Here is a 26,366-nt window from a genome sequence, read left to right as displayed (position 1 = left end):
ACGCACTCTTTCCAGCAGGAAGTTGCTGACCTATCTAATAAATCATGCGTTTTGACGAGTTGCTGCGTTCCACACCCAAAGGTCTTTACTGCCCGCCCGGCGATTTTTACATTGATCCGGTGCGGCCTGTTGATCGCGCGCTGATCACCCACGGACATTCCGATCATGCACGCGCCGGACATGCCCATGTCCTTGCGACGCAACAGACACTCGACATCATGGCTATCCGTTATGGTGCAGATTTTGCAGGCAGCACACAAACCGCTGATTTAAGCGCGGTGCTGAATGTAAACGGTGTCACTGTCAGCTTCCACCCGGCAGGCCATGTGCTTGGTTCAGCCCAAATTGCAGTCGAAAAGGACGGCTCACGAATTGTCGCGTCAGGTGATTACAAACGTGCCGCCGATCCGACCTGCACGCCCTTTGAGCCGGTTGCCTGTGATGTGTTCATCACCGAAGCGACCTTTGCGCTTCCGGTATTTCGCCATCCGGAAGCAAGTCGTGAAATTGCGACTTTGCTGAAGTCACTCTCACAGTTTCCTGAACGCGAGCATCTGGTAGGTGCTTACTCGCTCGGCAAAGCCCAGCGGGTTATCAAGCTTATTCGCGATGCGGGCTATGACGAGCCGATCTATATTCACGGCGGCCTGCAAAAGCTTTGCGATTATTATCAGACCCAGGGCATCGATCTTGGTCCGCTGGAGCCTGCAACGCTTGAACGTGGCCAAGCCTCGCCCGATTTTGCTGGAAAGATCGTGGTTGGGCCGCCCTCGGCCTTTTCCGACCGCTGGGCACGGCGTTTTCCCGACCCATTGCCCGCCTTTGCATCTGGCTGGATGCGTATCCGTCAGCGCGCAAAACAACGCGGTGTCGAGTTGCCACTCATCATATCTGATCACTGCGACTGGGATGAGCTGACCGCAACGATCAGCGAGATAAAACCTGCGGAAGTCTGGGTGACGCATGGGCGTGAAGAAGCACTCGTGCGTTGGTGCGAACTGCAAAACATCCCCGCGCGCCCGCTCCATCTCGTCGGCTATGAGGATGAGGGCGATTGATGCGGGCTTTCGCTGAACTTCTCGACCGCCTTGTCCTCACGCCGCAGCGCAATGGCAAATTGCGGCTGCTGGTCGATTATTTCCGTACCACACCCGATCCAGATCGTGGCCTTGCACTTGCCGCCATCACCCGTGATCTGGAATTGCAAAGCGTCAAGCCTGCCATGCTGCGGGCGCTGATTGCCGAGCGCAGCGATCCGACGCTTTTCGCCTATTCCTATGATTATGTCGGCGACCTCGCCGAAACGATTTCGCTGATCTGGCCTGGCCCGAACGAAACCCCGGCGGGTGCCAACCTGCCGCTCAGCGTCGTCGTGCGTGAACTGCAAAACGCCTCGCGCCGTGAGGGGCCGTTGCTGGTGGCTGGCTGGCTCGACCTGCTTGGGATATCAGAGCGCTATGCTCTTTTGAAACTTGTCACAGGTGGCTTACGCATTGGCGTTTCCGCTCGTCTTGCCAAACAGGCACTGGCAGATTTTGGTGGCGTGGATGTCGTGGAAATCGAAGAACTTTGGCACGGACAGACGCAACCCTTCACAGCGCTGTTTGCATGGCTCGAGGGCCATGGCCCCAAGCCTGCTGCCACTGCCGACGCGCCATTCCGGCCCGTCATGCTTGCCACGGCACTGGATGAGGCCGAAATTCCAGCACTTGATCCATCAGCCTATAGTGCCGAATGGAAATGGGACGGTATTCGTGTGCAGGCCGTTGCAGAAAATGGCGTGCGGCGGCTTTATTCGCGCACTGGCGATGATATTTCCGGCACTTTTCCCGATGTGTTGGAGGCCATGGATTTCGAAGGCTCGATTGATGGCGAATTGCTGGTAGGCCATCACGGGGAAACGGGCATCGAAACCGCAACCTTTTCTGATTTGCAGCAGCGGCTTAATCGCAAAACGGTGACGGCCAAACAGTTGCGCGAATATCCGGCCTTCATCCGCGCATACGACCTTCTGCACGATGGCACGCAGCAATCGGGCGAAGATTTGCGGTCACTACCCTTCTCGGAACGACGAGCGCGTCTCGCTCAATTCGTCGAAAAGCTCGACAAGCGCCGGTTTGATTTGTCGCCAGTCCTTCAGTTTTCAGACTTCGACGAACTCGCGAAATTGCGTCTTAACCCACCACATCCGGTGATCGAAGGCCTTATGCTTAAACGGCATGACAGCGCCTATGTGCCGGGGCGCCCGAAAGGGCCGTGGTTCAAATGGAAACGCGATCCGTTCACAGTGGATGCGGTGGTGGTCTATGCACAGCGTGGTCACGGCAAACGCTCAAGCTACTATTCGGACTTCACTTTCGCGGTCTGGACCGGCCCCGAAGAAGACCCCATGCTCGTACCCGTCGGAAAGGCCTATTTCGGTTTTACCGACGAGGAATTGAAGCTTCTCGACAAATTCGTGCGCGAAAACACGATTGAGCGTTTTGGTCCGGTGCGTTCCGTTCGCGCGGAGCCGGATCATGGATTGGTCGTGGAAGTCGCCTTTGAAGGGCTCAACCGCTCAACCCGACACAAATCCGGTGTCGCAATGCGCTTTCCCCGCTTCTCGCGACTGCGCTGGGACAAGCCGCCCCGCGAAGCAGACCGGCTTGAAACACTGGAAAATCTGCTGAGTTGATTATTCGGCAACCGCAGTCGTGACGCGGATTGCGTAAATTTCCACGGCCTTGCCGGAACCGCTCAGATCGGAATTGATCGTGATCTTGCCTGCGCGTCCAGCTGATTGACCTGCCTGAAACTCCTGATCAAACAGGAAATCACTGACAGAATCGCGAACATCATAGCGTCTGCGGCCACAATCCCCGAGACCCGCGAAATCGCAATTGACCGACATCTGCGTGGTTTTGCCGTCATCGCTGCGCGCAACAATGTCGAAAGTCGCTTTCTTGCCAGCAAGCTGATTAAGAACGCCTTCACCGACATCAAAGGTCACACTGTCGTTTGCACCCGAAGTCTGAACCCGCGCGAAACTGTTGGTGCCTTCGCGCTTGATCTCAGCTGTTGCACGGCCCTGAACAGACATGCGCGTCGCATCCGCAGGCGTGAAAATATTGATCCAGGTGCGCCCTTCCGGGTCTTCGCCTTCCTTGATCGGTGCCATGCTGTTATCGGTCAAAAGCGGGCTCGAGCCGTTACCCCGCGTGAAATCTGCAAAGCTGTTGTAGAGCGAAAAGCCAATAAGCCCCAGAATGACGATAACCATAACCGGGATACCGACACTTACAAGCGGCGAACGCATCTTCTTCTTGCGATCCTTGCGCGAAACGCCCGCTTCATAGCCGAGATCAGCCGAAGCTCGCTTGCCCTTCCTGGAAGAGGTTCGGATATCAGCGGTATCGAGCGCAGGCCCGGCTTGATAGACATCATCGCCCAGAAGCGGGTCAGACGAAGATGGGGCATTAAGACTAGGTTCCTGCCGAGACGCGGCCTGCCCTGTTTTGAACTCAGCTTCAATATCGGAAATCGCGTCTTTGATTTTCTGGCGACGTTGCTTTTTCTGTTCTTCGCTCAGTGCAGTATTTGTCGTCAGCGCGCGTTCATGCGCCCCCCACGCAGCCTCGTAGATACGTTGGCGGGTAGCTGGATTATGTGCATCTGCCTTTGCAAATGCATTTCTGATTGCGCGTTCGATACTTTCCAAAGGGCCGCTCTTCCTTGGTTTCCGTATTCTGTCTGGGTCTTTCGGACACAGATGCTTACATGAGCCTCAGCGAAATTAACGTCTGAATCAAGGCATTTAGCTGTTTGAACCGCATTTTGGCTAGACTTAGGAACTGTCAAAGTTACCAAATCTTAACTTTAACCGTGATTTTCCCCCGACCTTTGACTGCGAGACCGGTTCAGACATTTAATTTTCCGTCTGATTCTCTCCTAATTTCATATTGCCGTCGGCAAAAGCCATGTTAAAACTATTACGTTTACGGAAACGTCAATTTTATGGAGGATGAGATGGCATTGCCGGATATTTTGAAAAACAGGCTGCGCATTCCCGTGGTCGGAGCGCCACTGTTTATCATTTCCAATCCGGCATTGGTGCTTGCACAATGCAAAGCAGGCGTCGTCGGCTCGTTTCCCGCATTGAACGCACGCCCCGAAGCACAGCTTGACGAATGGCTGGCCGAAATCACTGAAGACCTGGCCGCCCATGACGCGAAAAATCCGGATCGTCCGGCTGCACCTTTTGCGGTCAACCAGATCGTACACCGCTCCAACAAGCGGCTCGAACATGACCTTGGCCTTTGCGTGAAATACAAGGTGCCGATCGTCATCTCGTCGCTTGGCGCGGTGCCAGAAGTCAATGCAGCAATCCATTCCTATGGCGGCATCGTGCTTCACGATGTCATCAACAACCGCCACGCCAATTCCGCAATCCGTAAAGGCGCAGACGGTCTTATCGCTGTCGCCGCTGGCGCAGGTGGACATGCAGGTGCACTTTCTCCTTTCGCACTCGTTCAGGAAATCCGCGAATGGTTCGATGGGCCGCTGCTGCTTTCAGGCGCGATTGCCAATGGCGGCGCAATTCTTGCCGCGCAAGCGATGGGAGCGGACCTCGCTTATATTGGCTCGCCCTTCATCGCGACCACAGAAGCCCGTGCATCTGACGGCTACAAGCAGATGATTGTGGATTCCAATTCGTCCGACATTGTCTATTCCAACTACTTCACAGGTATTTCGGGCAATTACCTTAAGCCATCAATTGCAGGCTCCGGCCTTGATCCTGACAATCTTCCCGAAGCCGATCCATCGAAAATGGATTTTGACAAAGCGCATCAGGAAGGCGCCAAAGCCTGGAAAGACATCTGGGGCTGCGGACAGGGAATCGCGGCTGTGAAAGAAATCGCGCCTGCAGCCAAACTCGTCGACCGGCTCGAACGCGAATATGTTGCGGCTCGCAGCCGCATCTGCCAAGGCGCCTGACGCGCCTTGCCCCAAGATTGATGCACGGAGAGCGGATCATTTGAAAAGGTCTGAGACAAACATGCAGAATGTGCGTTTTGGACCTTGCTTTCCTTGATGCTATTGGTTATCAGCGCACCGTTCGGTCATAATTGATCGATATCCCTTCGGGGATTTGGAACGTTAGTTCCGGGCCGCTTTAGCTCAGTTGGTAGAGCACATCATTCGTAATGATGGGGTCACGTGTTCGAGTCACGTAAGCGGCACCATAAAATCAATGGCGTAGCTAGTTTTCATTTTCACCATATTGACGCTAGCAATCAAATAGCAATCACCTTCGGTACTCGTAATTTGCACTGCAAAACTGCCTTGTTAAGCAGCATTAAATCCCTGTGGAAAAACGTTCGGGAACATACAGAACCCGCCTGAGCTGCACATCGTTACAATTGATGCTTTTCAATTTCTGTATTGTCGAACTCGACTATTCTTGTTGTAATGTTAACAACAACTTCCATCGCGTTTCGTAATCGTACACCATCCAAGTTAGGTGAGCTCATATATATGGCGAAAAAGCCTGATAGCAAAAATGAGCAGCCTAGCCTTGAGCAGCTCTATCTCAGCCTCACCGAGCACCTTGTTCGAAAATACGATATGTCATTAAGCTTTCTCACGACGCAGACTGACAGGGCTCGAGAACATCCCCTGCCCTCAACAAACTATGAGCTTGATCATCTACTGACGTCTGAGCAAGCCGCTGGTGTTTTAGGTTTAAGTCCAAAGACCCTTGCTAACTGGCGAGTCCAGGGCATTGAGAACTTACCTTATCGAAAAGTGGGCAAAGCTATTCGTTATAAATATAGCGACTTATTAGCGTTTATTGATTTACAAAAGAGAGAAAACACGAGCCAGAAGTGAAGCAGATTCTATTATCTGAAAATGCAATGACTATTCATTTTGAATGGCCGCAATGATCGCGCCGTTTGCGACGAAGAGGTCACATACTGGTAGGCAATTGTTCGGGAAGTCGTATTGCGGTGACCGAAGGGTTTTGGGCCAAAGTTGAAATGGTGACTGTGACCATAAGCGCAATTGGCCAAGTCGATGTGGTCGCTTTAATGCGGACGGGTAAGCAGAACCAATGACCGCTTCTGCTGCCTTACCAGCGCCTGACGGTCTCTCGTTGCACTGTTCAAGCCGTTCATTGCGAACTCTATGATGTCGCCTAGTGGCGCATCGTTGCTATCCCAGCTCAACATGAGTAACGTCCGCTTCTTTCGGGGCGCAAAATCAGTCTCACGATCAGAATGCGGGCGCATTCCCGCCGTACCAGGCCTTGAACTTTAACGCTGCCGTTTCTACGCACTTTTGCCAGCCGGCCGGCTTCTGCCAGATAAAAAAGTGTATGTTCGCCGGCTATAGCGTACTGCAGAGGATAACTGGCGGAATTTGGCGCGCCGCCGGGTGATGATGAGAACTATGTCTACGCTATAGCTCGATAAACTGTATCCCTTAAAATCGGCTGCTTTTCGGCATGGAACATTCCGCGCCGATTGACATTCATAGGCGATCCCGCAACCCCGCTCAGGTCACGCTTGCTCGCTCTAGATACCGGCAAAAGGCGTTCGCAAGCCGCATCTGCTGCGGCGTCCGGCACTGCGCTTCGAAGACGGAGGGCGAGGCGACGAGCACGCAGATGCATTTAGCGCGGGAGGTGGCAACGTTCAGCCGGTTGAGGCTGTAGAGAAATTCCACGCCGCGCGGCGCGTCTGCATAGCTTGACGTCGTCATCGAGTATATGACGATCGGCGCTTCCTGACCTTGGAATTTGTCGACCGTGCCGATGCGGCCGCCGGGGATCCGGTCCTGCAACTCGAAGACTTGAGCATTGTACGGCGCGATGATGAGGATTTCGTTGAGCGTAACAGGCGCTTCGACCCCGTGCTTGTCGATCCATGTCGTCCCCGCACCAAGGATCTCATCCACCAAGTCGCGCACGCAGTCAGCCTCCTCAGGCGACGAACTCTGATTGCCTTCGGTCGGCACGGGTACGTAACGCAGGCCCGCACCGCAGACACGGCCGCCCGACCTTATCTCCTGCACTTCCAGCCCTGGCCGTGGGTGAAGACGTCCGCCGTAGAATAGCTCAGAGGTATAGGCGCAGATGTCCGGGTGAAGCCGCCACGTCTCGGCCAGAAATAGCCCGCGGTCGTCGGCAATGGTCTGCTCCCCGCCGAGGATGTGATGGAGTGATGAGACATCGGTGCCTTCTGGATGGCTACCCTGCATTGGCTGGTCAAGCTGTTGCGGATCCCCGAGTAGCACGATGGTGGATGCGGCTTGAGAGACGGCCAGCACATTGGCAAGCGCCATCTGCGCCGCTTCATCGATAAAGAGTACATCGACGACTTCGGCGGCGTCGGGGGACGCCCAGAGCCACGCGGTGCCACCGCCGACATGGACGCCGTGGCTGATAGCGCCGAGCAGTTCAGGTGCCTTGGTCGTGAAGCGCAAACGGTGGACGTCGTCCTCTTTCTCGGCAGGCTTTTGCATACATTGGACATCTACGCCCATCGTGTCGGCCGCCGTCACGACGGCATCCAGAAGATTGCGGATCACCTTGTGGCTGTTGGCGGTCACGCCGACGGTCTTTCCAGCCTGAACGAGGGCGCAGATCATGCGGGCGCCGGTGTGGGTCTTGCCCGCACCGGGAGGCCCTTGGATGGGAAACACGCCGGGCTGAAAATGCGGTGCGATGCGCAGCGCGGCATCGAGCGTGGGTTCGCCATCCTGCCGGATCGGCTGCCCGCCGAGCCGCGGCGGCATCCGCATGAGAAGATCGCGGGCTGCCCTGTATCGGCCATCGCCCTCCATGCCGTTCGCGGCGACATGTTCACCGATGCGGACAAGCGCCTTCCCAAGCACGTTGGAATCAATCACCTTGTGAGCGAAGATGGCCTCGCTGTGAACCTCGGCTGTGTCGCCCCGCTTTTTAATGTCGACCCAACGTTCGTCGAGCGATATCTCCTCGACTGTGCCGAAATGGGCACCTCCCATGTTCCGCAGGCTTTCGCCGCCGCGCAGCTCCGTCTCCTGCGCCGGGAAGCTGTAGCGGTGGATCGGCGCCTTGGCAGTGCCGCCGGTTACGCCGATGAAGGAAAGGCCGGACAAGCCCGCCCGCTCTTCGAGCAGGTCCTCCGCCCCGAGCTCCGATAACCGGAAATACTCCCACCATAGCGCCTTCTGCTCACGCCGGTGCCAGTCGAGCGAATGGGCAAGCAGCCAGCGCGCATGCTGCTCCGGTATCCGGTCCGCTGGATCGGGCGGCACATCGCCGGTGAGCTGGTCGATGAGCGCATTGATCTTCTCCTGCCACTCGCTGAGCTTCTCGCTCGGCGCGCCTTCCGGTGCCTCCGGGCGCGGCACATCCGTGCCCGCTCCGACCATTTCATCGCGACGGGTCTCAAGCCAGTCGCGCAATCGCCAGGTCGAAACGCAATCGTCCCTGTTATAGCCAGCGACCACCGTACGGTCGGCATCATCGATGAATTCCAGATCGCCAAGCTCCAGGCAGGCCTGCACCTTAGCGAGCGCCATGTTTGCGTCGGACAACTTCGTGTCGCGCGTGAACCCATACAGCGGTTCGAGCTTTTTGATGGAATAGCTCTCGACGCTCGCCCGCAAGGCGTTCCGGACAACGCCGTACAGATCGACGAAGCGCTTGGAGCGCAGCAGGAAGTCGATCTCTTCCTCCCGGCTTGCGTAGCGGCCCATCAACCGCTTGAGCGCCGCCGGCTCGTAGGGCGCGAAGTGGTAAATGTGTAGATCGGGGTGCTGTTCGAGACGCGCCATTATGAAGTCGATGAAGCACTCGAAATTCGCCTTCTCGTCTTCGCGGGAAAAAGCCCAGTCGCCGGTGTAGCTGGCGGTGCCATCCGCGTCGGCGAAGCTGTAGCCGAACAGATATTCGAGCCCGCCTTCACCTGCGAAGGGATCGCCTTCGAGGTCGAAGAAGATATCGCCCAAGGACGGGGCCGGCAGGCTTGCAAGCCCAAACCCCGGCACCACAGGGAGCAATTCGTGGAGCATGGTGCTGACCGCGCGGCCTTCCACCTGGATGCGAGCCTGTTCGCGGACTCGCTCATAGGAATAGGCGCCCCCCCGCGTGGGCTTCCAGGCAAGCGGTAAAGGCATGACCGCAAGGTTGGCGGCGGTCTCGATGCCCTGACGCTTGAGTTCGTCGATCTGGACTTTGCTGATTCCGGCGATGAGAGAAAGATGATCGTCGGCGCGCCGCCGCTGATCGCAAATATCCTGCCAGCGGCAGATATCGCAATGAGCTTTCGGGTCGGGATAGATCTCCGGCCCGCCGTGCTCGTCGATCGCGCGAGAGAGCCCGTCCCTTACCCGCCGATAATAGGCCGAATAGTCGTCCATCCGGAAGATCTGCGGCTCGTAGTCGGACCAGGGGGCGACGACATAGGAATATGAAGGCGTCAGACCCTGCACTGATGCCACGAGTTCGGCATAAAGGCAGAGTTGCAGGACGGTGCCGCCCTTGGTCTCCCGGGCGAGCTTGGTGTCGATGACTTCATATGACCATGCGCCGAGATTGCTTGGCGTCTCGATGCGGCGAAGAATGTCGGTGCGGCCCACCCAGCCGTTAAGCCGGAATGCGCCCTGCACGATAATGGGATGGCCTTCAATCATGGCCGCACGGGTCTGCGCAACGGCGCCGTCATCGATTCCGACTCCGTCAATCACGGTGACGTTAAATCCTTTTGTCTTCAGATGATCGACGAAGCCCTGTTCGTGGCGTGTTCCGCGCTCCCACAGGATCTGCAATAGCGGATCCCAGAAAGCGGGTTTGGAAAGTGTGCCGTGCACGAGCTCGATGTCGAGGCCGGTCAGATGGCGGCAGTTTAGGTGTCCGACCAAATCGGACGCGCTGAGTAGGAGTGAGTCGTCGCGGAGCTGCATCAAATAGTTTTAACTCAAACGGTTTACACGCGCTATTACTTGTTCCGGAGCGCTCGACATCTGGGTAGGCCCTAAGGACTGATACCCAGTACACGGGTGAGCCGTCGGGAGCAGGCCACCTCGAGTTTAAGAACTGACTAGAGAGATCGCCGGTTATGGGAATGGCTACCGCCATTGTGGATGCCAAGGATAAGGGCGCATTGCTGCCGTACCAGGCGTTGAACTTTCCCCGCTGCCGAACGCCGCCGTTTATACGCATTTTGCCCGCCGGCCGGCTTCTGCCAGATAAGAAAGTGTATGTCCGACGGCTATAGCGTACTGCAGAGGATAATCGGGGAAATTTGGCGCGCCGCGCAGGGTGATGATGAGAACTATGTCTACGCTATAGCCCTCTAAATTTAGGCACGAGCGAATGGCACCTATGGGGTGGCATGCTGCTAGTCCGCTTCTGGCCGCCCAAGCTGGAAAAGCTGTCGTTCAGTTGGCCGTCGAACTTCGGCAGGAATGCACCCCAAGTCCGGACAGCCAGCATCGCTGACACGCTTTCCAAAAGCAGACGCTTGTTCAGGGAAATTTCCCGAGCGCTTAAACTACCGGGGTGTTCACTGCGTTCGCCGGCATTGGCCCTATCGGCCCGAACCATGCACCGCAGGCGATTTTCAAGCATGAGGGCGGCCGCGCCCTCGCCAAGCACCATCGTCAGTTCGCTTTCCACTGCCTGGAGAATGTTGGGCGCTCGACCGACAAGGCTCTGATAGAGGTGTGGCGCGATGCCGGCGAATTAGGCCGCACATCCGTACCAACGCTGCGCGCGGCTGAAGCGCCTCGGCCAACGTGGGTATATCCGGATATAAATCTAAAATTCCGACGCAATTCTATTGTCTGTTCTATCTATTCCATCCTAGTCAGCCACGGAGCTGCTGTATAATATCTGGCCATGATTCGGCATCTAGATTTGAGGTTTGAAGGAAGTGGCTGCGCCGCCGCACATTGGTTGGATCAAGGACACGGCTGAACGTCGACAGACGGCATGCGGGAAAGAAATCCAAATCTGGGAACTCGATCCCGTTGACGACAAAGCCGTTCTGTCGGCGTGGGCGGCACATTTCCGACATCATTACTGCGCTGACGCTGATCTTCCGGCTCTCGTGGACGGCACCGGCAAGAGCAAAGCCGAGTTTCTAAACACGATATTGTTTCCCGATGCGAAGGTGGCACCCGGCCCAAGCCTTCGGTCAGGTGACTTTAGCGAGATACTCGTCGCCGACTTTATCGAGTTCATATTGGGATATTGGTGCCCTCGGGAGCTTCGGTATCAGGATCGCTGGAATCGACAGGACTCCACCAAGGGCTGCGATATCGTCGGCTTCAAGTTTGTGAATAACCAAGGCGAAAACGCGAACGACGAGCTCTACATCTTCGAGTCAAAGTCCGGGTTGTCAGCGACAAAAAACAATCGGCTTCAAGACGCGGTCACGGACTCGATGAAGGACCACCTTCGCGAAGCCATGACGCTGAATGCGATGAAGCAGCGCCTTCTGGTGCGCGGGGAGACCGCGCAGGTTGAGGCCGTCCAGCGATTCCAGAACGAAACCGAGCGGCCCTTCCGTCGCATAAACGGGGCAGCCGCAGTGTTGGACATCGATGTCCTCGCGACAACGAAGCTGGAGGAGACCGACGCGACCGGGCACAAGAACGCAGCAAACCTGCGGCTGCTCGTCATTAAGGGCCCCTCCCTGATGCAACTTGTCCAAGCCCTTTACGAAAGAGCGGCTAATGAAGCCTAGAGCAACCGCGACCAGAGTGCTTTCCACAACCCGGGCGCGGGCGAAAATGCACGAGTTCCGAGTCGCCCCGGAGGATTTCATTGAACTATACCAGGACCCATCGACGCTATTCGATCTGGCAGTGGGTATCCTCGGTGACGTGGCCGCCGTCACCGCCGATCAGTTTCGCAAAGCCGACGGCGTGGAAGGGTTCAATCCGGATGTCGAGCCGGTGAGCTGGGATGGCGAAGAGCTTTCCGTATCGGAAGGTCTTCGCTTCGCTTCAACGTTCTTCGACGCCTACCTTAATGCCAAGCTGGACGAGACAATTTCGGTCGAATTCTCGCTTCTTTGCGCAAGCGCCTATTATCTCAACAACAGCGTCGGCAACGCGACTGTCATCGTCAACAAGATGGATGCACCACCGCCGGACTTTGCCGCTGGGTTGGCTCGCCTGGTCTACAAGATTTTGCTCAACGACTTTTCGCCGATCGATGCGGGCTCCGATCGGGTGAATGCCGTCCTCGCCGGCATGAACGGTTTCATGACCTTCGCATCAGGCGTACCAGAGGTGTCTGCCGCCTGCGACGCGCTCCGGGAAGTGGCTTATCAAAACGGCTCGCCCCGCGAGCTGCTCTACGCGGATTTGGCAGCCGCAGCTTGTGCAACCAAGCTCCGAAACGCGTCGCGCACGATCCTTCCTGACGCGTCGGGTCTCGATGCCGCCGCGTGGCAACCCGCGCTCGGAAAATCTCATTTCCCGATCGAACTGTGGCCTGCTCAGCAACGAATAGCATCCGCTGGCCTGCTGCAAGGCCGCTCCGCTGTCATTCAAATGCCGACGAGCGCCGGTAAAACCCGTGCAACAGAATTGATCATCCGCTCGGCCTTTTTGTCGCAACGGGCGTCGTTAGCCGTGATCGTCGCCCCCTATCGCTCGCTCTGTCACGACATCAGAGGCGATCTTGTGACGGCATTTGCCGGAGAACCCATCCGTCTGGACGAGGCTTCGGACTCTTTTCAATTCGATATCCAGCTAGAGCAAATTCTTGCGGTGAATACGGTCCTGATCGTGACGCCGGAGAAGCTGCTTTACATGCTGCGACGCGCGCCGGAGCTTGTCGATCGCATCGGCCTCGTCATCTACGACGAAGGCCATCAATTTGATGGTCTCACGCGCGGGCCGACGTATGAGCTTCTCCTTACGTCCCTGAAATTGACCCTGCCCAAGGCGACGCAGGTCATTTTGATTTCAGCCGTGATCGGGAATGCCAACACGGTTGCGGAATGGCTGGTTGGAGACCTGGAAGCCGTCATCGATGGCGCAGGCCTGCTCCCCACGTCGAAAAGCATAGCTTTCGCGAGCTGGCAGGATGCCAGAGGACGCCTTGAATATGTAAGCCCGGCTGACCCCGAAGAAGGCGAATTCTGGGTTCCTCGCATCATTGACGACTTTCCCCTGAACCTTCGCGGGCGCGAACGGGTTGTTCAACGGTTTCCTGCCAAAACGAAGGGCGGCGAAGTCGGCTTATTTCTCGGGCTCTATGTTGTCGGCAACGGCAGCGTCGCGGTCTTCTGCGGCAAGAAGGATAGCGTGACGACCATCTGTCGGCGGGCCGTCGATATTTTTGATCGCGGCGCAAATTTGCCGAAGCCCATAGATATGTCGGACGCGGCGGAAATCGAGAAACTCAGACGTCTGTCCGAAGCACATCTTGGACCCGATGCTGTGGCGACAAAAGCGGCGGTCCTCGGGATATTCGCCCATCACGCGGATACGCCCCAAGGCCTTCGGCTATCGATCGAGCATGCCATGAAGGTGGGTCTGGCCAAATTTGTGGTCTGCACCTCCACGCTTGCGCAGGGCGTCAATTTCCCTCTTAAGTACCTGATCGTCACCTCCACACGCCAAAGTGCGGAGAGCATCATGGTGCGCGACTTCCAAAACCTGATGGGTCGCGCGGGCCGCGCCGGAATGCACACCGAGGGAAGTGTGATCTTTGCAACCCCGTCGATATTCGATCAGCGCAACGACTATAGAAACCGTTGGCGCTGGAACGAGGCGAAGGAGCTGCTGGACACCTCCAAGTCAGAACCTACGAAAAGCAGCATCCTCAACCTGTTCGACGATTACGAGCAGCGGCAAAAAGACGCGCCGCCGGTGGTCCTGCCAATTCAACCCCAATGGCTCGACCTGGCTTTCGCGGACCAGGCCCGGATCGAGGTGGTGGTGCAGGAAGCGCTCAACATACAGCCGCTCATAAGCGCGGCTGAATTTCGGAAATTTATCGAACGCCGGGCACGGGCGATTCAGGCCATCGCGGCTTTTCTCGTCGCGAATATGACATTTCTGGAAGAGGAAGGTCAGGATCGGGTTTCAGACCTCGCCTCGCACACGCTGGCCTATCACCTGGCACCCGAGGAGGTTCGCCCTGCCCTTGTCGATGTCTTCAAAATGATCGCTGACGCTATCGCCGCGAATACGGACGGCGACCAGCGAGCGGTGATCCGGAAGTCGCCGCTGCCGCCAGCGATCATCGCCGAGCTACAGGCTTGGCTTGCCGAGAATGCGGCTGAGCTTCGCGCGGCGATCCAGGCAGACCAGTTACTGCAAGTGGCGGGCGAGAAGATCATATCCTGGAACTCGGCCCCCTCCATCCGATCGTTGTCCGACGATGGCTTTTTACCCGAGGCACTGGCGGATTGGGTCGCAGGCCGCCCCTTCCACCATATCCATGCGAAGATGGCGGCGCTGGGCATCCGGGTCAGCGGCGATCATGCAACCGTCGAGGACGCTGTCGCCCTCTGCGAGGGGGCCTTTGCCTATGACTTGGCGATGATCACCGCCTCCCTCGCCGACTTCGCCGAGCCGGTGGACGAAACCCTCTTCAACGGCTTCTCTAGGCTCCAGAAGCAAATCAAATACGGGCACAGCGATCTAGCCGCTATCGCTTTCATGGAGTCGGGTTTTGCCGACCGGGTGGTGGCAAACTTCCTGTCGGTTTTGTGGAACAATGTGCGTGACCGAGACGGGGTGCGCACAGTCTGTAGGCATGAGGCAATGCTTCCGGCACTGGCGGCGTATCCATCGTATTTCTCATCGGTTGCGGCCGAGATTGCTGCATAGGGTTCATGGCCTGCCATCCCGTAAAGCTGCATCTCAAATGCGCCGGACCGTATGCGCCAAAACGTATTCAGGCTTGGCCGGGATTGGGTCAGCAGACGAATGACAGCTTCATAAGGCTACCACGCTGCTGGCGGACAAGTCCACATCAGGCGAAATCCGGCCGTTGCTCGATCGACCTGCAACAACGTTCGGTCTTGCGGTCTGCCGATCAGTTAGCGGTCAGCCTGCTACCGGCCCCAATTCCGCCATTCGTGTCTCTCGGATGGATGACCGGTTTCGTGTGCCGACGAAAACTCCCCGAACGGCCGCAATGGCGTCGGGAGTTGCCGTTTGCTGGCCTTCAAGCTTTATCGGGCTGTAGCGTGGAATCGGCGGTTTCGCATGCCGGTTGGTGGGTATGCGGTGATCGGCGGCGATATCGCGTTGTAGAGGGCATTCGGCGGTATCTGGCGCGCCGCACCGGGCGATGATGATAACTTTGTCTGCTCCATAGCCCTCTAAGGCCCTCCTTTTGCCGGAAAAGACGCTTGCAGCTCTCCGGTCATGGCATTGGTCAGCTTTCCTTCGTTCATATTTTTTTCAAACGCAAACCATCGAAAATGCTGGCCACCACCGTGGCACAGTCACCCCTCGTGCCCTGGCCCAAACTCGACGTTTGCAACTACCCCTGCCGATAACATTAAGATTGCACAATAACGCTATCAATGTTAGTGTGCGAGACAATGTTAAAAAGAGACATCAGCATCAACGATTCGCAGTTTCCGGAAGCGCTGGAGCGCTATCTGGGAGAACTGCTTCATGAGCGCATCGATGTTCGCCCATTCGAGGGCACGCGCAGCTTGCCATCCTTTATCGGACGAACCTACACCCTCTATGAAGCCCACATTCTAGGTCGGCATTGCATCATCGTCGCGAGGCTCGAAGACACGGGCACTCCCGCCGACATCGCCAAGCACATCGACATCGTCCGTAATGCCACCAATGCGACGGTGGCTTTCGCCACCATGACTATCAGTGCGCACAACCGGTCGCGGCTCATCGGTCAAGGTGTCCCCTTTATCGTTCCCGGCAACCAGCTCTACATACCCGATCTAGCGCTCGATCTGCGCGAGCATTTCCGTGCGCCACGCCACCGGCAGGCGGACGACCTGTCCCCTGCCGCCCAAACCGTCCTTTTTTATCACATCCTGCACCCCAACAGGAACGTGACAACGCCATCCCTCCTGGCTGAACGTCTGCATTACTCGGCTATGTCGATCGGCCGAGCGTTCGACGATCTGGTCGCCGCCGGCCTCGCTGAAACCGTCAGGCACGGGAAAGAGAGACGCATTCACTTCAAGGCAGAAGGGCGACACCTCCTGGAGGAAGCCACGCCACTTCTGCGCAGTCCGGTTCGATCCCTGAAATTCGTGCGCGGAGACGCCTCCGACGCGCACCTGAAGTTGGCCGGGGAAACGGCACTATCCCACCTAACGGAACTGGCTAGCCCACGTATCGACACTTTCGCCGTCGCCGCCAGCGACTGGAAAGCGATTTCGCAAACTGCGAACCTGGCCGAAACCAACCGCGACGAAGCTAACTGCATCATCGAGACATGGTCCTACGATCCGGCCGCCTTGTCCGACACCCATACAGTGGACGTCCTGTCCTTGTACGCACAATTCCGGGGTCATCGCGACGAGCGTGTCGCCATGGCTGCGGATCGACTTTTGGAGAACCTGACTTGGTAACCGGCATCGATAAATTTCAGAAATACTTCGCTGGCCATGAGGACCACTACGCCATCATCGGTGGCGCGGCCTGTGACCTCCTGTTCGATGAAGCTGGCCTCGATTTCAGGGCCACCAAGGATATCGACATGGTGCTCTGCGTTGAGGTGGTCGATGCCGGCTTCGGCACTGCTTTCAAAGAATTTCTGGATGCTGGCGGCTACCAGGCACGCGAACGTAGCACTGGCGAAAAGGAATTCTACCGCTTCCACAAGCCTTCGGACCAGGGCTTCCCCTTCATGATCGAGCTGTTTTCCCGCAAGCCCGGCACGCTCGACCTTCCGGAAAATGCAGAACTCACCCCCATCCCGGTCGAGGAAGACATCATCAGTCTCTCGGCCATTCTGCTCGACGACGGATATTATGAAGCGTTGCAGTCCGCGAAGCGAAAGATCGAGGGCGTGACCGTCATCGACGAAACACTCCTCATTCCTTTCAAAGCGCGGGCATTTCTCGATCTGTCCGCAAGAGCCGAAGCCGGGGAGAAGATCGACAGCAAAAACATCAAGAAGCACCGCAATGATGTGCTGCGCCTGACCCAGCTTCTGCCCGGAGATTCATCGATCACTTTGCCCGATCAAATTCGCGACGACATGCGCCGCTTCCTTGATCTGGCTGAGGCCGACGCAACTCTCGACCCGAAAACTCTCAACGTACCCTTTACCCGTGACGAGGCGATCGCCCTTCTCAGGTCAGCCTATAAGCTGGCAGATGCATGAGCCGAACCTTCATCTACAGCTTTACTCCGCCATCGCTGGACCCAGCGCCTGACGCGACCATAGAGTTGGACGTCTCCGAGATCGAAGACGCCGGCATTCGCGAGGTGCTTCAAACGTCGGGCGCCGCTTACGGAGCAAGGTCGATCCTAGATGCGCTGCTGTCGCCGACCGGCGTAGGTACACCTTTCATCTTCAAACAACCGCTTGGGCAAGCTCGTGAAGTAAAAGTCGCGTTGTCGGGTCTGTTCGGCAGGTTCGTCGCTCGCGCCTATCTGCGGACCTTCCGGAACCGGATCGCACATCACGAGCCGATCTTCGGCCGCCACCTCGCCGCAGACTATGCGTCGCTCCTGCAGGTCGCCGGCTGGATCAGCGCTGGGACGCGGGCTTGGATCGAGCACCACAGCCGTGTGCCGGCGGTGCTGGCGCAGTTGCCCGACGATGCTGGCCTCTTGTTCTGACGGTCGCCGATGTCGCTGCTCGCCGCCACCCAAATCCCCAAGCCCGCCGATGAACAAGCGTTCGAGCGCGCGTCTGTCGTCTTATGGCGCGGCCTGCTCAATGATCCCTCGGTCCAGCGGAATGGCCGGCGAGGCCAGCGCCAGAATGGCGTCGACCTTTTCGGCATTCGCGACGGGGATGCGGACTGGCATGTCGGCATCCAGTGCAAATTGAAGAGCGAAGGGCACGCCCTCTCGGAAGACGAGGTTCGTGGCGAGGTCACGAAGGCGCTGACCTTCAAGCCCCCGCTCAAGGAATATTACATCATCACCACTGCGCCGGACGATGTGGCGATGCAGGAGCTCGCGCGCGAGATCACCAAGGAGCTCGCGGCGGCTCGGAACGTGATGCGCGTCTTCGTATGGGGCTGGAACACGCTTGAGGAGCGGATCAGCGAGGATGCGGCGGCGCGCAAGGCTTTCGATCCGACCTACACGCTCTTCAGTGAGGAGATTCTCGCCGAGACCAAATCGATTACGGCCGGTCAGAGCGCGACGCGCGAAGATCTCACCGCCGGGTTCGCCCGTATGGAGTCGATGCTCGCCGAGATGACCGGCAGGCTTGCCAGTCCGCCCGGCGACAGCACCGTCGAGGTAAACGCCGTCGAAGCGCATCTCGATGCCGAAATCGACGAGTATCGCGAGCTCAACAACAGCGGCAAGACGCTGACCGCCATGCCTCTGCTGGAAAAGCTGCTGGCGCGCGTCGGCACCTCGGCCTCCGGTCGCATCCTGTTTCGTATCAAGGCGAATATCGGCCATTGCCTTCTGGCGCTCGGCAAGGACGATGAAGCCGCCGCCATGCTGCTCGCATCGTTCGACCATGCGCCCGGCGAACCGAAGGCGATCGCCAACAAGGCCTTCGGTCTCCTGCTCCAGGGCAAGTGGGAAAAGCTCCTCGCGTTCGGAAAGGCGCAGCTCGAAGCCGATCCTGCGAACGAATGGCTTGCCGGCTATCTCGTCCAGGCCGCCCGGTTCGACATGTCGGTGTCCGATCCGCTCGAACTGATTCCTGAACAGTTACATCGAACCGCTGCCGTGCAAGTCGGCTGGGTCGATTTCGCCAGGCGCCGCGGAAAGCCAGGAGAATGGTGGGAGCCGGCACGGGCAGCCTTTGCCATGCATCCCACCGAGACCCATGCTATTCAATTCGCGGCCGAGGCAGATCTCGACGAAATCCTGACCAGCCAGCGCTTCCAACGTATGCGCGTTCTGTCTTTGCCAGAACTGCGAAAACTGGAGGCCGCGACTGAAAAGTTGACGTCCCAATGGGATCGCGAGCGCGGAACGGACGGCCCCTTACGGCCGGAAGACGCAGCGCTATGCGGCAACGTCGTGGTGGGCTTGGCGGCGCTCGACGAGTTCTCCAAAGCTCTCGACGTAGCGCGGCAAGGCCTCGCTCTTGCACCGGACGATCATGATATTCTGGTTCGAGCGACCATGGTCGCCATCGAGGCCGGCGACGATACATTTGCAGGTGAGCTCCTTCCGAAGCTTCCGGCGACCGCCGACAGCGTCGTGCTGAAATTCCGCTATCACGCGGCGCGGGCCGACTGGCCGGAAGTCGTCGCGCTGTTTGAGAACAATGCGTCGCTGATCCCCCCGACCGAGGAGCCTATCATCACAACCACCGCGAGGCTCGCGGCGATCAGGATCGGCATCGATGACCCGGAAGAGCGTCGGCGGCAGATCGCGATCGTTGCCGAAGACGCGGCGCGCGATCCTCGCGCTAGCGTCGTCGTCGCCGACTTTGCGCGCAGGGAAGATTTGGTGGACATTGCCGACGCCGCATTTCAGGTAGCCCTGAAGCACATCGATGAAGATAGCCATGCTGCCGACCGGCTGATGGTCGCATATCACGCCAACCGGCGTGGCGATGCTGCGGTCGTCGTCGATCTGCTGGATGGCAGAGTCTCGGAAGACCACGACAGCAATGAGCTGCGTATGCTCGCCCAGGCCTTCGTTAACGACAGCCCGATTCGCCAGCGTGCACTCGCCTTCTTTGCTCGTCTGCCGCAAGCGGTGCGGGAGCTTCCCTATTATCTACATGCCCAAGGTCTGCTGCACTTCAATCGCGGAGCGTTGGAGGAAGCTGAAGCCGCCTTGCGGGAGGCCGCTGCGGCTGAGCCCAATCTCGACAACTACATCGCCCTGTTTTCTGTCCTGCATCGCCTCGATCGCAGCGACGAGGTGAAGGCAATTGTGGATGACATCGACCTAGCGACGGTCAAGGGGTCGCCGGCACAAAAGATGTTTCTGGCCCAGGTGCTGCGAAAGATCGGTCAGGGGCCGAAGGCGCTGGCGTACGCCTATACCGTGCTCCAATCGGCTCGAAACGATCAGAAGGCTGTTCTCCGTTACTTCGGCCTGATCATGCTGGACCCTGATGACGGTCTGATCCCGGCTGCGGAAACTGTCGCCGTCGATACATGGGTTCGGCTTGAGACCGACCGGCACGAGCGCCATGCCTTTCTCATCGAGGAAGGACCGGATCGTCCGGCGGATAATGTCGTGAGTCCGACCCATCCGATGGCGGCGGCGGCTATCGGCTTGCGTGTCGGCGGTGAATTCGAGATGCCTGCCGCCTTCGGCGAAACTCGGCGGTGGCGCGTTGCCGAGATCAAGCACAAATATCTTCATGCCCTTCACGAAGTCATGGAGAGCTTCGAGAACCGCTTCCCGGACGCCGAGGGCTTCTACACGATCACCATGCAGGATGGCGATATCCAGCCGGCGTTGGATCAGGTCCGGCGTGTCGCGGAAAGCAATCGCAATCGCGCCGACCTCTATCTGAAGCACAACTGTCCTATCAGCTTCGTCACGGCTAAGGGTGGGCGGGACACAGTTCGCTTCGTCGAATATGTCCGCTTTCTCGATTTCGACATTCGCACCTGCCTAGGCACGGAATCCGAGCGTCTGGCCGCGCGTGGGCTGCTTAGGGCTCATCGGCAGGCTGGGGCGGTCCTCGACGCCTACACCTCCTGGACGGTATCCACCATGGATGCCTTCGATGTGCTTCAATCCGTCTTCGGCACTCTGATCGTTCCGCAAACCGTCATTGACGAAATCAAGAATCTAAGGGACGAGCAGGAAACGACCGCGGAGCGGTCGTTGACGATGACCTGGCACGACGGCCAATACATCCGCCAGGAGCACACGGCGCAGGACATTGACGCGCGGCGCGACTACATCGTTGAGCAACTCACGCGGATCGAGGCCGCTTGTGAAATTCGGCCCGTTGTCGCCCCCGACGATCCAACCGACATTGCCGTTCTGATCAACCAGTCGTTCGGCAGTCATGTTCTCGATCCCGCTAACCTGGCGGGCGTGGAACATCTCCTTGTCTCCGAGGACATGTACTATCGCCGGTTCGCCGAAGCCGCCTGCGCTGCAAAGAGCGTATGGTTGCAGGCGATTTTCTCATTCGCGCATGAGAACGGGCTGATCGATCAGCGCCGCTATGTCGATCTCGTGGTCAAGCTCGCCTGGCGCCGCCACGGGCACCTGGCTTTGACCGCTGACACTATGCTCGCGGTTATCCGTGAGGAGGGCGAACACACCTTGGAAAATTTCAAGGCTGTCGCAAACTTCATCGGAACTCAAAACGCCGATCTCCGATCGCATATCGAGGTGTCGAATGAGTTTCTCAACCGGCTCTGGCAGGAGCTCGGACAATTTGATCTGCATTGCATGCAGGCAACAAGCGCACTTCTGGATCGGCTTATTCGCTTTCGGTCGGAGGATTGGGCGCTAGTTTTGGCATTCCTCAAGCGCGGCTGTACTGCCGCCGTGCGTCAGTACATCGACGGATGGATCGCTGGCCACTTTCTTGCCGCTGCAGAAGTCGCAGCGGCGGCGCGCGAGATTGAAGATGTCGCCCTGCAGCTGCGGGCCGACAGGACCGGACGGGGAGGTGGACAATCGATTCCGGCGCTGGGCAAACGAAGGAAGGGGCGGAAAAAGCGAAGGTAAGTCACGGCTTCACCCTTCGGGTCGGGCTGTTGGCAGACCTGGAGGGCTCCAAAGGATTTTCACTCCCTTGCGGGCCTCTCGCGCTGACGCATCTGGGGAGGTTGGGTCGGCTCTTGGATTGGCTGCTACATGTCCGCAATTGGCGCAGCTAAGTGCTCCAGCAGGACTGTACGCAACGTCGGATTCAGCGAATCCTGAAACAGCCGATACGGCGGCGCATAGCGGCCACTCAAAACCCATATGCGATGCCTGCAAGGAGTAAAAAATCGGCCGATCGACCGGAAGCGATTCGAACTTTTTCGCTGCCAAACACCGCCGTTTGTACGCTTTTTCGCCCGTCGATTATTCACGTTCGTTACGTAGGCGCAGTTTCGGCGGTTTATCGACGGCAATAGAGGGAAATCGGCGGTATTTGGCGCGCCGCACCGGGTGATGATGAGAACTACGTCTACGCTATAGCCCTCTAAATTGGGCGGGCATATTTCGTTGTAACCTGTTAGTCTGGAAGCAGTATGTAGCCTAGAACGGGTGCATGAAGCATTCCGCCGTTTGCTTGGTCACCTCGCGCATGCGTCATATTCTGAGCGCCAGCTTTTTGAGGTGTACGCACTGTTCTCGCGCCACAAATTCAGTGCGCCGTTCCTCGGATGGCTGCATATAGAGGATATGAAGCGGCAGAAACTCACTGGCCGCCCGCAACTCCTGCTTCAGTTTGGAAAGCGCGGCGCCGGCGGGACCAACAACTAAAATATCGATATCTTCGCCAATGCCGCGCAGTGTTGAACCGAACATATAGACTTCGAACTGTTCCAGCGAGCCGCAATTGCCCAGCAGGTGCGAGGCAATCTCGCTGGCCGTCATCAGGCCGTTCTCAAACGTTCCCTCAGTTCTTCCCATTTCATCACCTCGCACCCAAGCGCATTTCCGGCCTCTATCGCTTCAGGCGACGGACTCCCGTTGGGATTGATGTTCCAAACCACATCGACAGGACCAAAGTCATCCCAGAGGCTGCGAACGGCGTCTGCGGTTGGCTCATAGTCGGCGATCATACCGATTCTGAGAACGGTTCCGCCCCTGAGCGTAACCCGATGAACGCGGTCATACTCCCTGCTTACCTCCTGCACCCGACCATACTGTCGGAGCAAGCGGTCAGAGAACAGGTAGGTCTTATGGGAAGCCGTGTTCGCGTTTCCGTCGAGCGCAGCCGAAATCAAAGTTCCGGAACTTCCCCAGCCTACACGGATTCCCTCAAGATACTCGATTGCCTCACCATGCCAAACGCAGGACTTCCGGTAACCGCACAGGAAATCTATTTTCGGATACGTTTCCCGGTAGCTCGCCGCCGTTGCCGCGTCGATCTCGTGCGCAGCGGATATCACGGCCAAGACGTCCGGCTGATCCTGAGCTACAATTCGGATGAGCTCGCCCTCCACATGCTCTGCGGTCAACGGTGGCTGCTCTGCGATGTTGGCGAGCGCATATTTGACCTGCCAGTTCACGAGAATATGCCTTCCATTGCCGCGGGAAAGCGGATCGCACGGCCGGCCACACCGCAAACATGGCGTTCTGCTAAGCCGCGCACATGCTCCTGATATTCTGCGAATGTCCGGCGTTCGTCACCAGTAGCGAGTCCCAAATTCGCCTGAACGATGGCCTGAACGCGATAGTGGTTCGGCAAGATGACGCTCCGCATTCGCTGGCTCCACGCCTTTGCGGCTTCGGCCTCTGGATCATACTCGAAATTCGATCCATGCTCTGGAGCAAACTTGTCCCAGATGGCTTTATTCTCGGCCATCAGTCCAACAACCGCTGCTCTCACTTCGGCGCGATCCTCATAGGCCCTAATCCCTTGCTTTGCTGCCAAATTTGCAAGGTGATTTTGCTTCCATTCCAAGAGAATGTTGCGAGGGAAACCGTCGGGATCCTTATCGATCTTCGTGTGGCACGTCGGACAGAGCAAAATTAGGTTCTCGAACGCATCGGGATCGAAGTCACCTGCCGGTCGATCTTCATGGCGAGGCCCAGCCTCGCCATGCGGAATTACGTGGGCCATTTCGGCGATGTGTTTGTCTCCACCCAATTCGACCGGGAACAACGCGTCAAGACAATCCGGTTTCTGGCAGTGACCCGATGCCTCGGAAAATAATCGCAATCTTGTCGCTGCCGGAATCGCCTTACGCTCTGCCATTAAACTCCCCAGTTCATCACCACTTCAAATATAAGATTGGCTGTATCGAGTGCCAGCCCACGTGCTGTTCCGACGGAAAATAAAAGAGTGTGCTTCTAACGTGACGATCCTACGCGGTTCCGGGATGTCATGTAGGAAAGGGAAGTTTACCTGCGCCTAAGTACCGCGCGGCCAGTAGGCGGCCAGTAGAATGAAGGGTAGCATTGCAGTTCTCCGAGCGAAATCATTTAACTCCGCTTTAAGCAGAACGACGGAAGGTCTGCAATGACCGAAATGAGGGCGACGTCAGCCCCATTCAACCCCGACATCAGCGAAGCAGCCACGGGAATCGTTCAGGCTTCCTGCTCACGTATGTCGGTAGAGCCTCGCTTGGCCGCTGCGGCGGTACTAAGCAGAATAAGTGATGATGAACAAGAAGGCACACCTCTATGACCACTTAAGTCGCGGAACTTGCGCTAATAGTCGACGCTTGACGCCTTCTTCGCGTGCCAGAACCGAATGCCGCCATCATCCACCCTCAAGGCAACGATGACGAGTTTGGCACCGGATGTTTCGTCGTAGGATGTTGACGAGCGGTACTTCCAAAGTGTGATCGTCGAGACCAGACGACGCTTCAAGCCCGACAACGTCGCCTCTAGCCACGCTGGCGTTGCCCATAGGATCTCGCCTCCGGACTGATGGCGATATTTGTGCTGGTCAGGGTTCGGCTCCCACTTTCCCCAGACCTGGCTCTCCAGAGCGAGGCTGCCACTGGCGTCGTGCCACTCGCCGACTATAGGCCCTTCGGTCAAAGACAGCTGCTTCGTTAGATCTATTCCCAGTCGCGGCCTTGACGCCGCTCCGTGAGCGGCGAGTTCATCGCCTTGATCGATGCCAAGACGATAATGTTCTGGTGCCCAAACTAGTGGCTCGAATGGGCTCGCCTGCCGATAGTGCCGATCATAGTACCCGCCGTCCCAAAACTCCGGCAGCCAGAAGTCGTGGCTGGGCTTTTTGGAGAAAGACGTGCACCGTTGAACTGCTCCTTTCCGCTCCGACAGTGCGGAAGTGATATTCACTGAAACGCCGTCCGGCGATGTCCACCTGCCATAGAGCGGGATAAGGTCGGCGGGATCGCGGTCGATGATGTTGAGCTTTTTTAGCACAACGTCCGGAGCTTGAAGCGACTCCTTCTGCTTCTCGCGCGGTCCGAGAAGTTTCTCAAACGCCCGTTGCGGGGTGCCGTCCTTGCGATCAGAAAGCCAAGACCCGTCATCGAAGGTGATGTCGTAGCGGTCACGCCACTCGCGCCACTTATCACTTTCGTCATCATATGTTCTCGCTACGACGGGGTGGGAAGCGAACAGTTTGGTGGCCGCGCTAAACAGTGCGTGCTTTTGAACATGCTCTCTGAAGTACTCGTGCTGGTCATTGCGATCACGGCGGTAACGATCATGGCCGGGGAAATAGCTCATGTCCTTTGCCTCGGGCCATCGCGCCACAATCTCGCTCGCAAGAAGGTCCGCTACCGTCCCATGAGGCAAGCCAAAGAGACGCGCCAAGTCAGCGAGCTCGGATTTGTTGAATTCATAGTCAAAGGAAAAACCGGATGTGGCCTCCGCGGGCGCCGGCCACTCATCTGTCTTCACCGTGCGGTTCGGAGGCGTGTCGATTTGCGCACGCAAGATCGCAAGCACTTTGTCAGGACGCCCCCCATTACCGATATTCTCGAGGCAGCGTGCGATATGCACCTTGTGCATCACATGGACATCAGCCCGCTGGGCGAGCGCCAGCAGTTTGGGGCGCAAGAATGCGAGAGTGCTGCCGTGCCTTTTTGCGGCCCGGGCGAAACCGATGAGAAGCCACTCCTGTGAGTTCTGGAAGGGCAGCGACTTGTCAGTCGTAGCGAGCGCCGGCACCTCGCGAACGTCGAACTGATCGAGCAGCAATTCCAGCTCCTGATGCAAACCCAGCTCGACAGCGGTAGAGAGAGAGCGTGCCACCGACCACCTGACATACGCGTCGTCATCGCCCAAGAGATGCCAGAGAATGTCGGCCAAGAAACCAGGTTCTTGCCGTGCGGCCGCGAACTCGGCTCGATACGGGCCTTCACCGATCTCATCCGCGAAACGCGAGGCCGTGCCGGAAAGGAGTAGCTCGAAGGCTTCGAGTGCGGCAGCACCGGACGCAATGTCACAGAGCGAGATTGCCAGCTGGAGCCATTCATCTCCATCAAGCTCTATCTCGTCGATCGCAACCTTTTTCAGTATCTGCTCGAGCACGAAGTGGACTTCCCCTTCAAAAGTGGAGGGCTTCTGTTAGACAAGACTGACAGGAGACTTAGAATTGAAGCAGCGAGAATTTACAGAAGAATTCAAACGCGAAGCCGTTCGGATTTTAACGACGAGTGGTC

The 26,366-nt window shown here is 57.6% G+C and carries 17 protein-coding genes and 1 tRNA gene; 11 read left to right on the top strand and 7 right to left on the bottom strand.

From position 1 onward, the window contains the following. The first annotated feature begins 44 nt into the window (after positions 1-44). Both ABWV94_RS15150 and ABWV94_RS15145 read left to right on the top strand, forming a co-directional pair. A complete protein-coding gene (locus ABWV94_RS15150) occupies positions 45-1,058 on the top strand; it encodes a ligase-associated DNA damage response exonuclease (RefSeq protein WP_353414147.1) in 1,014 nt (337 codons plus the stop codon). Beyond that, the gene (locus ABWV94_RS15145) at positions 1,058-2,677 is read left to right on the top strand and encodes a cisplatin damage response ATP-dependent DNA ligase (RefSeq protein ID WP_353414145.1); all 1,620 of its coding nucleotides are present in this window, start codon (positions 1,058-1,060) and stop codon (positions 2,675-2,677) included. The genes ABWV94_RS15150 and ABWV94_RS15145 overlap by 1 nt, the downstream gene beginning before the upstream one ends. On the opposite strand, the gene ABWV94_RS15140 is transcribed toward ABWV94_RS15145, so the two are convergent. Then, positions 2,678-3,700, bottom strand: a complete 1,023-nt coding sequence (locus tag ABWV94_RS15140) for a hypothetical protein (protein WP_353414143.1) — start codon at positions 3,698-3,700, stop codon at positions 2,678-2,680. Positions 3,701-4,008: 308 nt separating this feature from the next. On the opposite strand from ABWV94_RS15140, the gene ABWV94_RS15135 reads away from it, so the two are divergent. The 3 genes from ABWV94_RS15135 (at position 4,009) to ABWV94_RS15125 (ending at position 5,871) form a co-directional block, all read left to right on the top strand. Continuing rightward, positions 4,009-4,977 carry an NAD(P)H-dependent flavin oxidoreductase gene (locus tag ABWV94_RS15135; protein ID WP_112813552.1) on the top strand — a complete coding sequence of 323 codons (969 nt, stop codon included), beginning with the start codon at positions 4,009-4,011 and terminating at the stop codon, positions 4,975-4,977. A gap of 172 nt (positions 4,978-5,149) precedes the next feature. Further along, positions 5,150-5,225: transfer RNA gene (locus ABWV94_RS15130), tRNA-Thr, on the top strand. A gap of 292 nt (positions 5,226-5,517) precedes the next feature. Next, a complete protein-coding gene (locus ABWV94_RS15125) occupies positions 5,518-5,871 on the top strand; it encodes a helix-turn-helix domain-containing protein (RefSeq protein ID WP_353414141.1) in 354 nt (117 codons plus the stop codon). A gap of 197 nt (positions 5,872-6,068) precedes the next feature. On the opposite strand, the gene ABWV94_RS15120 is transcribed toward ABWV94_RS15125, so the two are convergent. Then, positions 6,069-6,212 (bottom strand): hypothetical protein, encoded by a 144-nt coding sequence (locus ABWV94_RS15120; RefSeq protein ID WP_353414139.1) that lies wholly within the window; start codon positions 6,210-6,212, stop codon positions 6,069-6,071. Between the two features lie 325 nt (positions 6,213-6,537). After that, the gene (locus tag ABWV94_RS15115; protein ID WP_353414137.1) at positions 6,538-9,933 is read right to left on the bottom strand and encodes a TM0106 family RecB-like putative nuclease; all 3,396 of its coding nucleotides are present in this window, start codon (positions 9,931-9,933) and stop codon (positions 6,538-6,540) included. A 971-nt stretch (positions 9,934-10,904) separates the two neighbouring features. Here ABWV94_RS15115 and ABWV94_RS15110 point away from each other — a divergent pair. The 6 genes from ABWV94_RS15110 (at position 10,905) to ABWV94_RS15085 (ending at position 21,786) form a co-directional block, all read left to right on the top strand. Continuing rightward, on the top strand, positions 10,905-11,720 hold the full coding sequence (locus ABWV94_RS15110; RefSeq protein ID WP_502905185.1) for a Hachiman antiphage defense system protein HamA: 816 nt from the start codon (positions 10,905-10,907) through the stop codon (positions 11,718-11,720). 46 nt (positions 11,721-11,766) lie between these two features. Continuing rightward, on the top strand, positions 11,767-14,826 hold the full coding sequence (locus ABWV94_RS15105; RefSeq protein WP_353414133.1) for a DEAD/DEAH box helicase: 3,060 nt from the start codon (positions 11,767-11,769) through the stop codon (positions 14,824-14,826). Between the two features lie 722 nt (positions 14,827-15,548). Continuing rightward, complete coding sequence (locus ABWV94_RS15100) at positions 15,549-16,556, top strand: winged helix DNA-binding protein (RefSeq protein ID WP_353414131.1); 1,008 nt, start codon at positions 15,549-15,551, stop codon at positions 16,554-16,556. Then, a complete protein-coding gene (locus ABWV94_RS15095) occupies positions 16,550-17,314 on the top strand; it encodes a hypothetical protein (RefSeq protein ID WP_353414129.1) in 765 nt (254 codons plus the stop codon). Before ABWV94_RS15100 ends, ABWV94_RS15095 begins: the two co-directional genes overlap by 7 nt. Further along, positions 17,311-17,775: a hypothetical protein gene (locus tag ABWV94_RS15090; protein WP_353414127.1), complete on the top strand. Its 465-nt coding sequence runs from the start codon at positions 17,311-17,313 to the stop codon at positions 17,773-17,775. The genes ABWV94_RS15095 and ABWV94_RS15090 overlap by 4 nt, the downstream gene beginning before the upstream one ends. Positions 17,776-17,784: 9 nt before the next feature. Beyond that, a complete protein-coding gene (locus ABWV94_RS15085) occupies positions 17,785-21,786 on the top strand; it encodes a tetratricopeptide repeat protein (RefSeq protein ID WP_353414125.1) in 4,002 nt (1,333 codons plus the stop codon). 573 nt (positions 21,787-22,359) lie between these two features. On the opposite strand, the gene ABWV94_RS15080 is transcribed toward ABWV94_RS15085, so the two are convergent. The 4 genes from ABWV94_RS15080 to ABWV94_RS15065 all read right to left on the bottom strand — a co-directional run bounded on the left by ABWV94_RS15080 (position 22,360) and on the right by ABWV94_RS15065 (position 26,235). Beyond that, positions 22,360-22,647 carry a nucleotidyltransferase domain-containing protein gene (locus ABWV94_RS15080; RefSeq protein WP_353414123.1) on the bottom strand — a complete coding sequence of 96 codons (288 nt, stop codon included), beginning with the start codon at positions 22,645-22,647 and terminating at the stop codon, positions 22,360-22,362. Further along, complete coding sequence (locus ABWV94_RS15075) at positions 22,647-23,285, bottom strand: hypothetical protein (protein WP_353414121.1); 639 nt, start codon at positions 23,283-23,285, stop codon at positions 22,647-22,649. Before ABWV94_RS15075 ends, ABWV94_RS15080 begins: the two co-directional genes overlap by 1 nt. After that, positions 23,282-23,974 (bottom strand): HNH endonuclease, encoded by a 693-nt coding sequence (locus ABWV94_RS15070; RefSeq protein ID WP_353414119.1) that lies wholly within the window; start codon positions 23,972-23,974, stop codon positions 23,282-23,284. The genes ABWV94_RS15075 and ABWV94_RS15070 overlap by 4 nt, the downstream gene beginning before the upstream one ends. Positions 23,975-24,429: 455 nt before the next feature. Continuing rightward, the gene (locus ABWV94_RS15065; protein WP_353414117.1) at positions 24,430-26,235 is read right to left on the bottom strand and encodes a hypothetical protein; all 1,806 of its coding nucleotides are present in this window, start codon (positions 26,233-26,235) and stop codon (positions 24,430-24,432) included. Positions 26,236-26,366: the final 131 nt, after the last annotated feature.

Origin of the sequence: Brucella sp. NBRC 12953 (assembly GCF_040369775.1) — a bacterium.
GTDB classification, from domain to species: domain Bacteria; phylum Pseudomonadota; class Alphaproteobacteria; order Rhizobiales; family Rhizobiaceae; genus Brucella; species Brucella pseudogrignonensis.
Note: the sequence above shows the minus strand (reverse complement) of the source record. Positions and strands in the feature narration are given on the sequence as shown.

Excerpts from the sequence above, each read along its gene's own strand:
- ABWV94_RS15150 (WP_353414147.1), top strand. The coding sequence starts at position 45 with ATGCGTTTTGACGAGTTGCTGCGTTCCACACCCAAAGGTCTTTACTGC.
- ABWV94_RS15145 (WP_353414145.1), top strand. The coding sequence starts at position 1,058 with ATGCGGGCTTTCGCTGAACTTCTCGACCGCCTTGTCCTCACGCCGCAG.
- ABWV94_RS15135 (WP_112813552.1), top strand. The coding sequence starts at position 4,009 with ATGGCATTGCCGGATATTTTGAAAAACAGGCTGCGCATTCCCGTGGTC.
- ABWV94_RS15125 (WP_353414141.1), top strand. The coding sequence starts at position 5,518 with ATGGCGAAAAAGCCTGATAGCAAAAATGAGCAGCCTAGCCTTGAGCAG.
- ABWV94_RS15120 (WP_353414139.1), bottom strand. The coding sequence starts at position 6,212 with ATGTTGAGCTGGGATAGCAACGATGCGCCACTAGGCGACATCATAGAG.
- ABWV94_RS15115 (WP_353414137.1), bottom strand. The coding sequence starts at position 9,933 with ATGCAGCTCCGCGACGACTCACTCCTACTCAGCGCGTCCGATTTGGTC.
- ABWV94_RS15105 (WP_353414133.1), top strand. The coding sequence starts at position 11,767 with ATGCACGAGTTCCGAGTCGCCCCGGAGGATTTCATTGAACTATACCAG.
- ABWV94_RS15100 (WP_353414131.1), top strand. The coding sequence starts at position 15,549 with ATGTTAAAAAGAGACATCAGCATCAACGATTCGCAGTTTCCGGAAGCG.
- ABWV94_RS15090 (WP_353414127.1), top strand. The coding sequence starts at position 17,311 with ATGAGCCGAACCTTCATCTACAGCTTTACTCCGCCATCGCTGGACCCA.
- ABWV94_RS15085 (WP_353414125.1), top strand. The coding sequence starts at position 17,785 with ATGTCGCTGCTCGCCGCCACCCAAATCCCCAAGCCCGCCGATGAACAA.
- ABWV94_RS15080 (WP_353414123.1), bottom strand. The coding sequence starts at position 22,647 with ATGACGGCCAGCGAGATTGCCTCGCACCTGCTGGGCAATTGCGGCTCG.
- ABWV94_RS15070 (WP_353414119.1), bottom strand. The coding sequence starts at position 23,974 with ATGGCAGAGCGTAAGGCGATTCCGGCAGCGACAAGATTGCGATTATTT.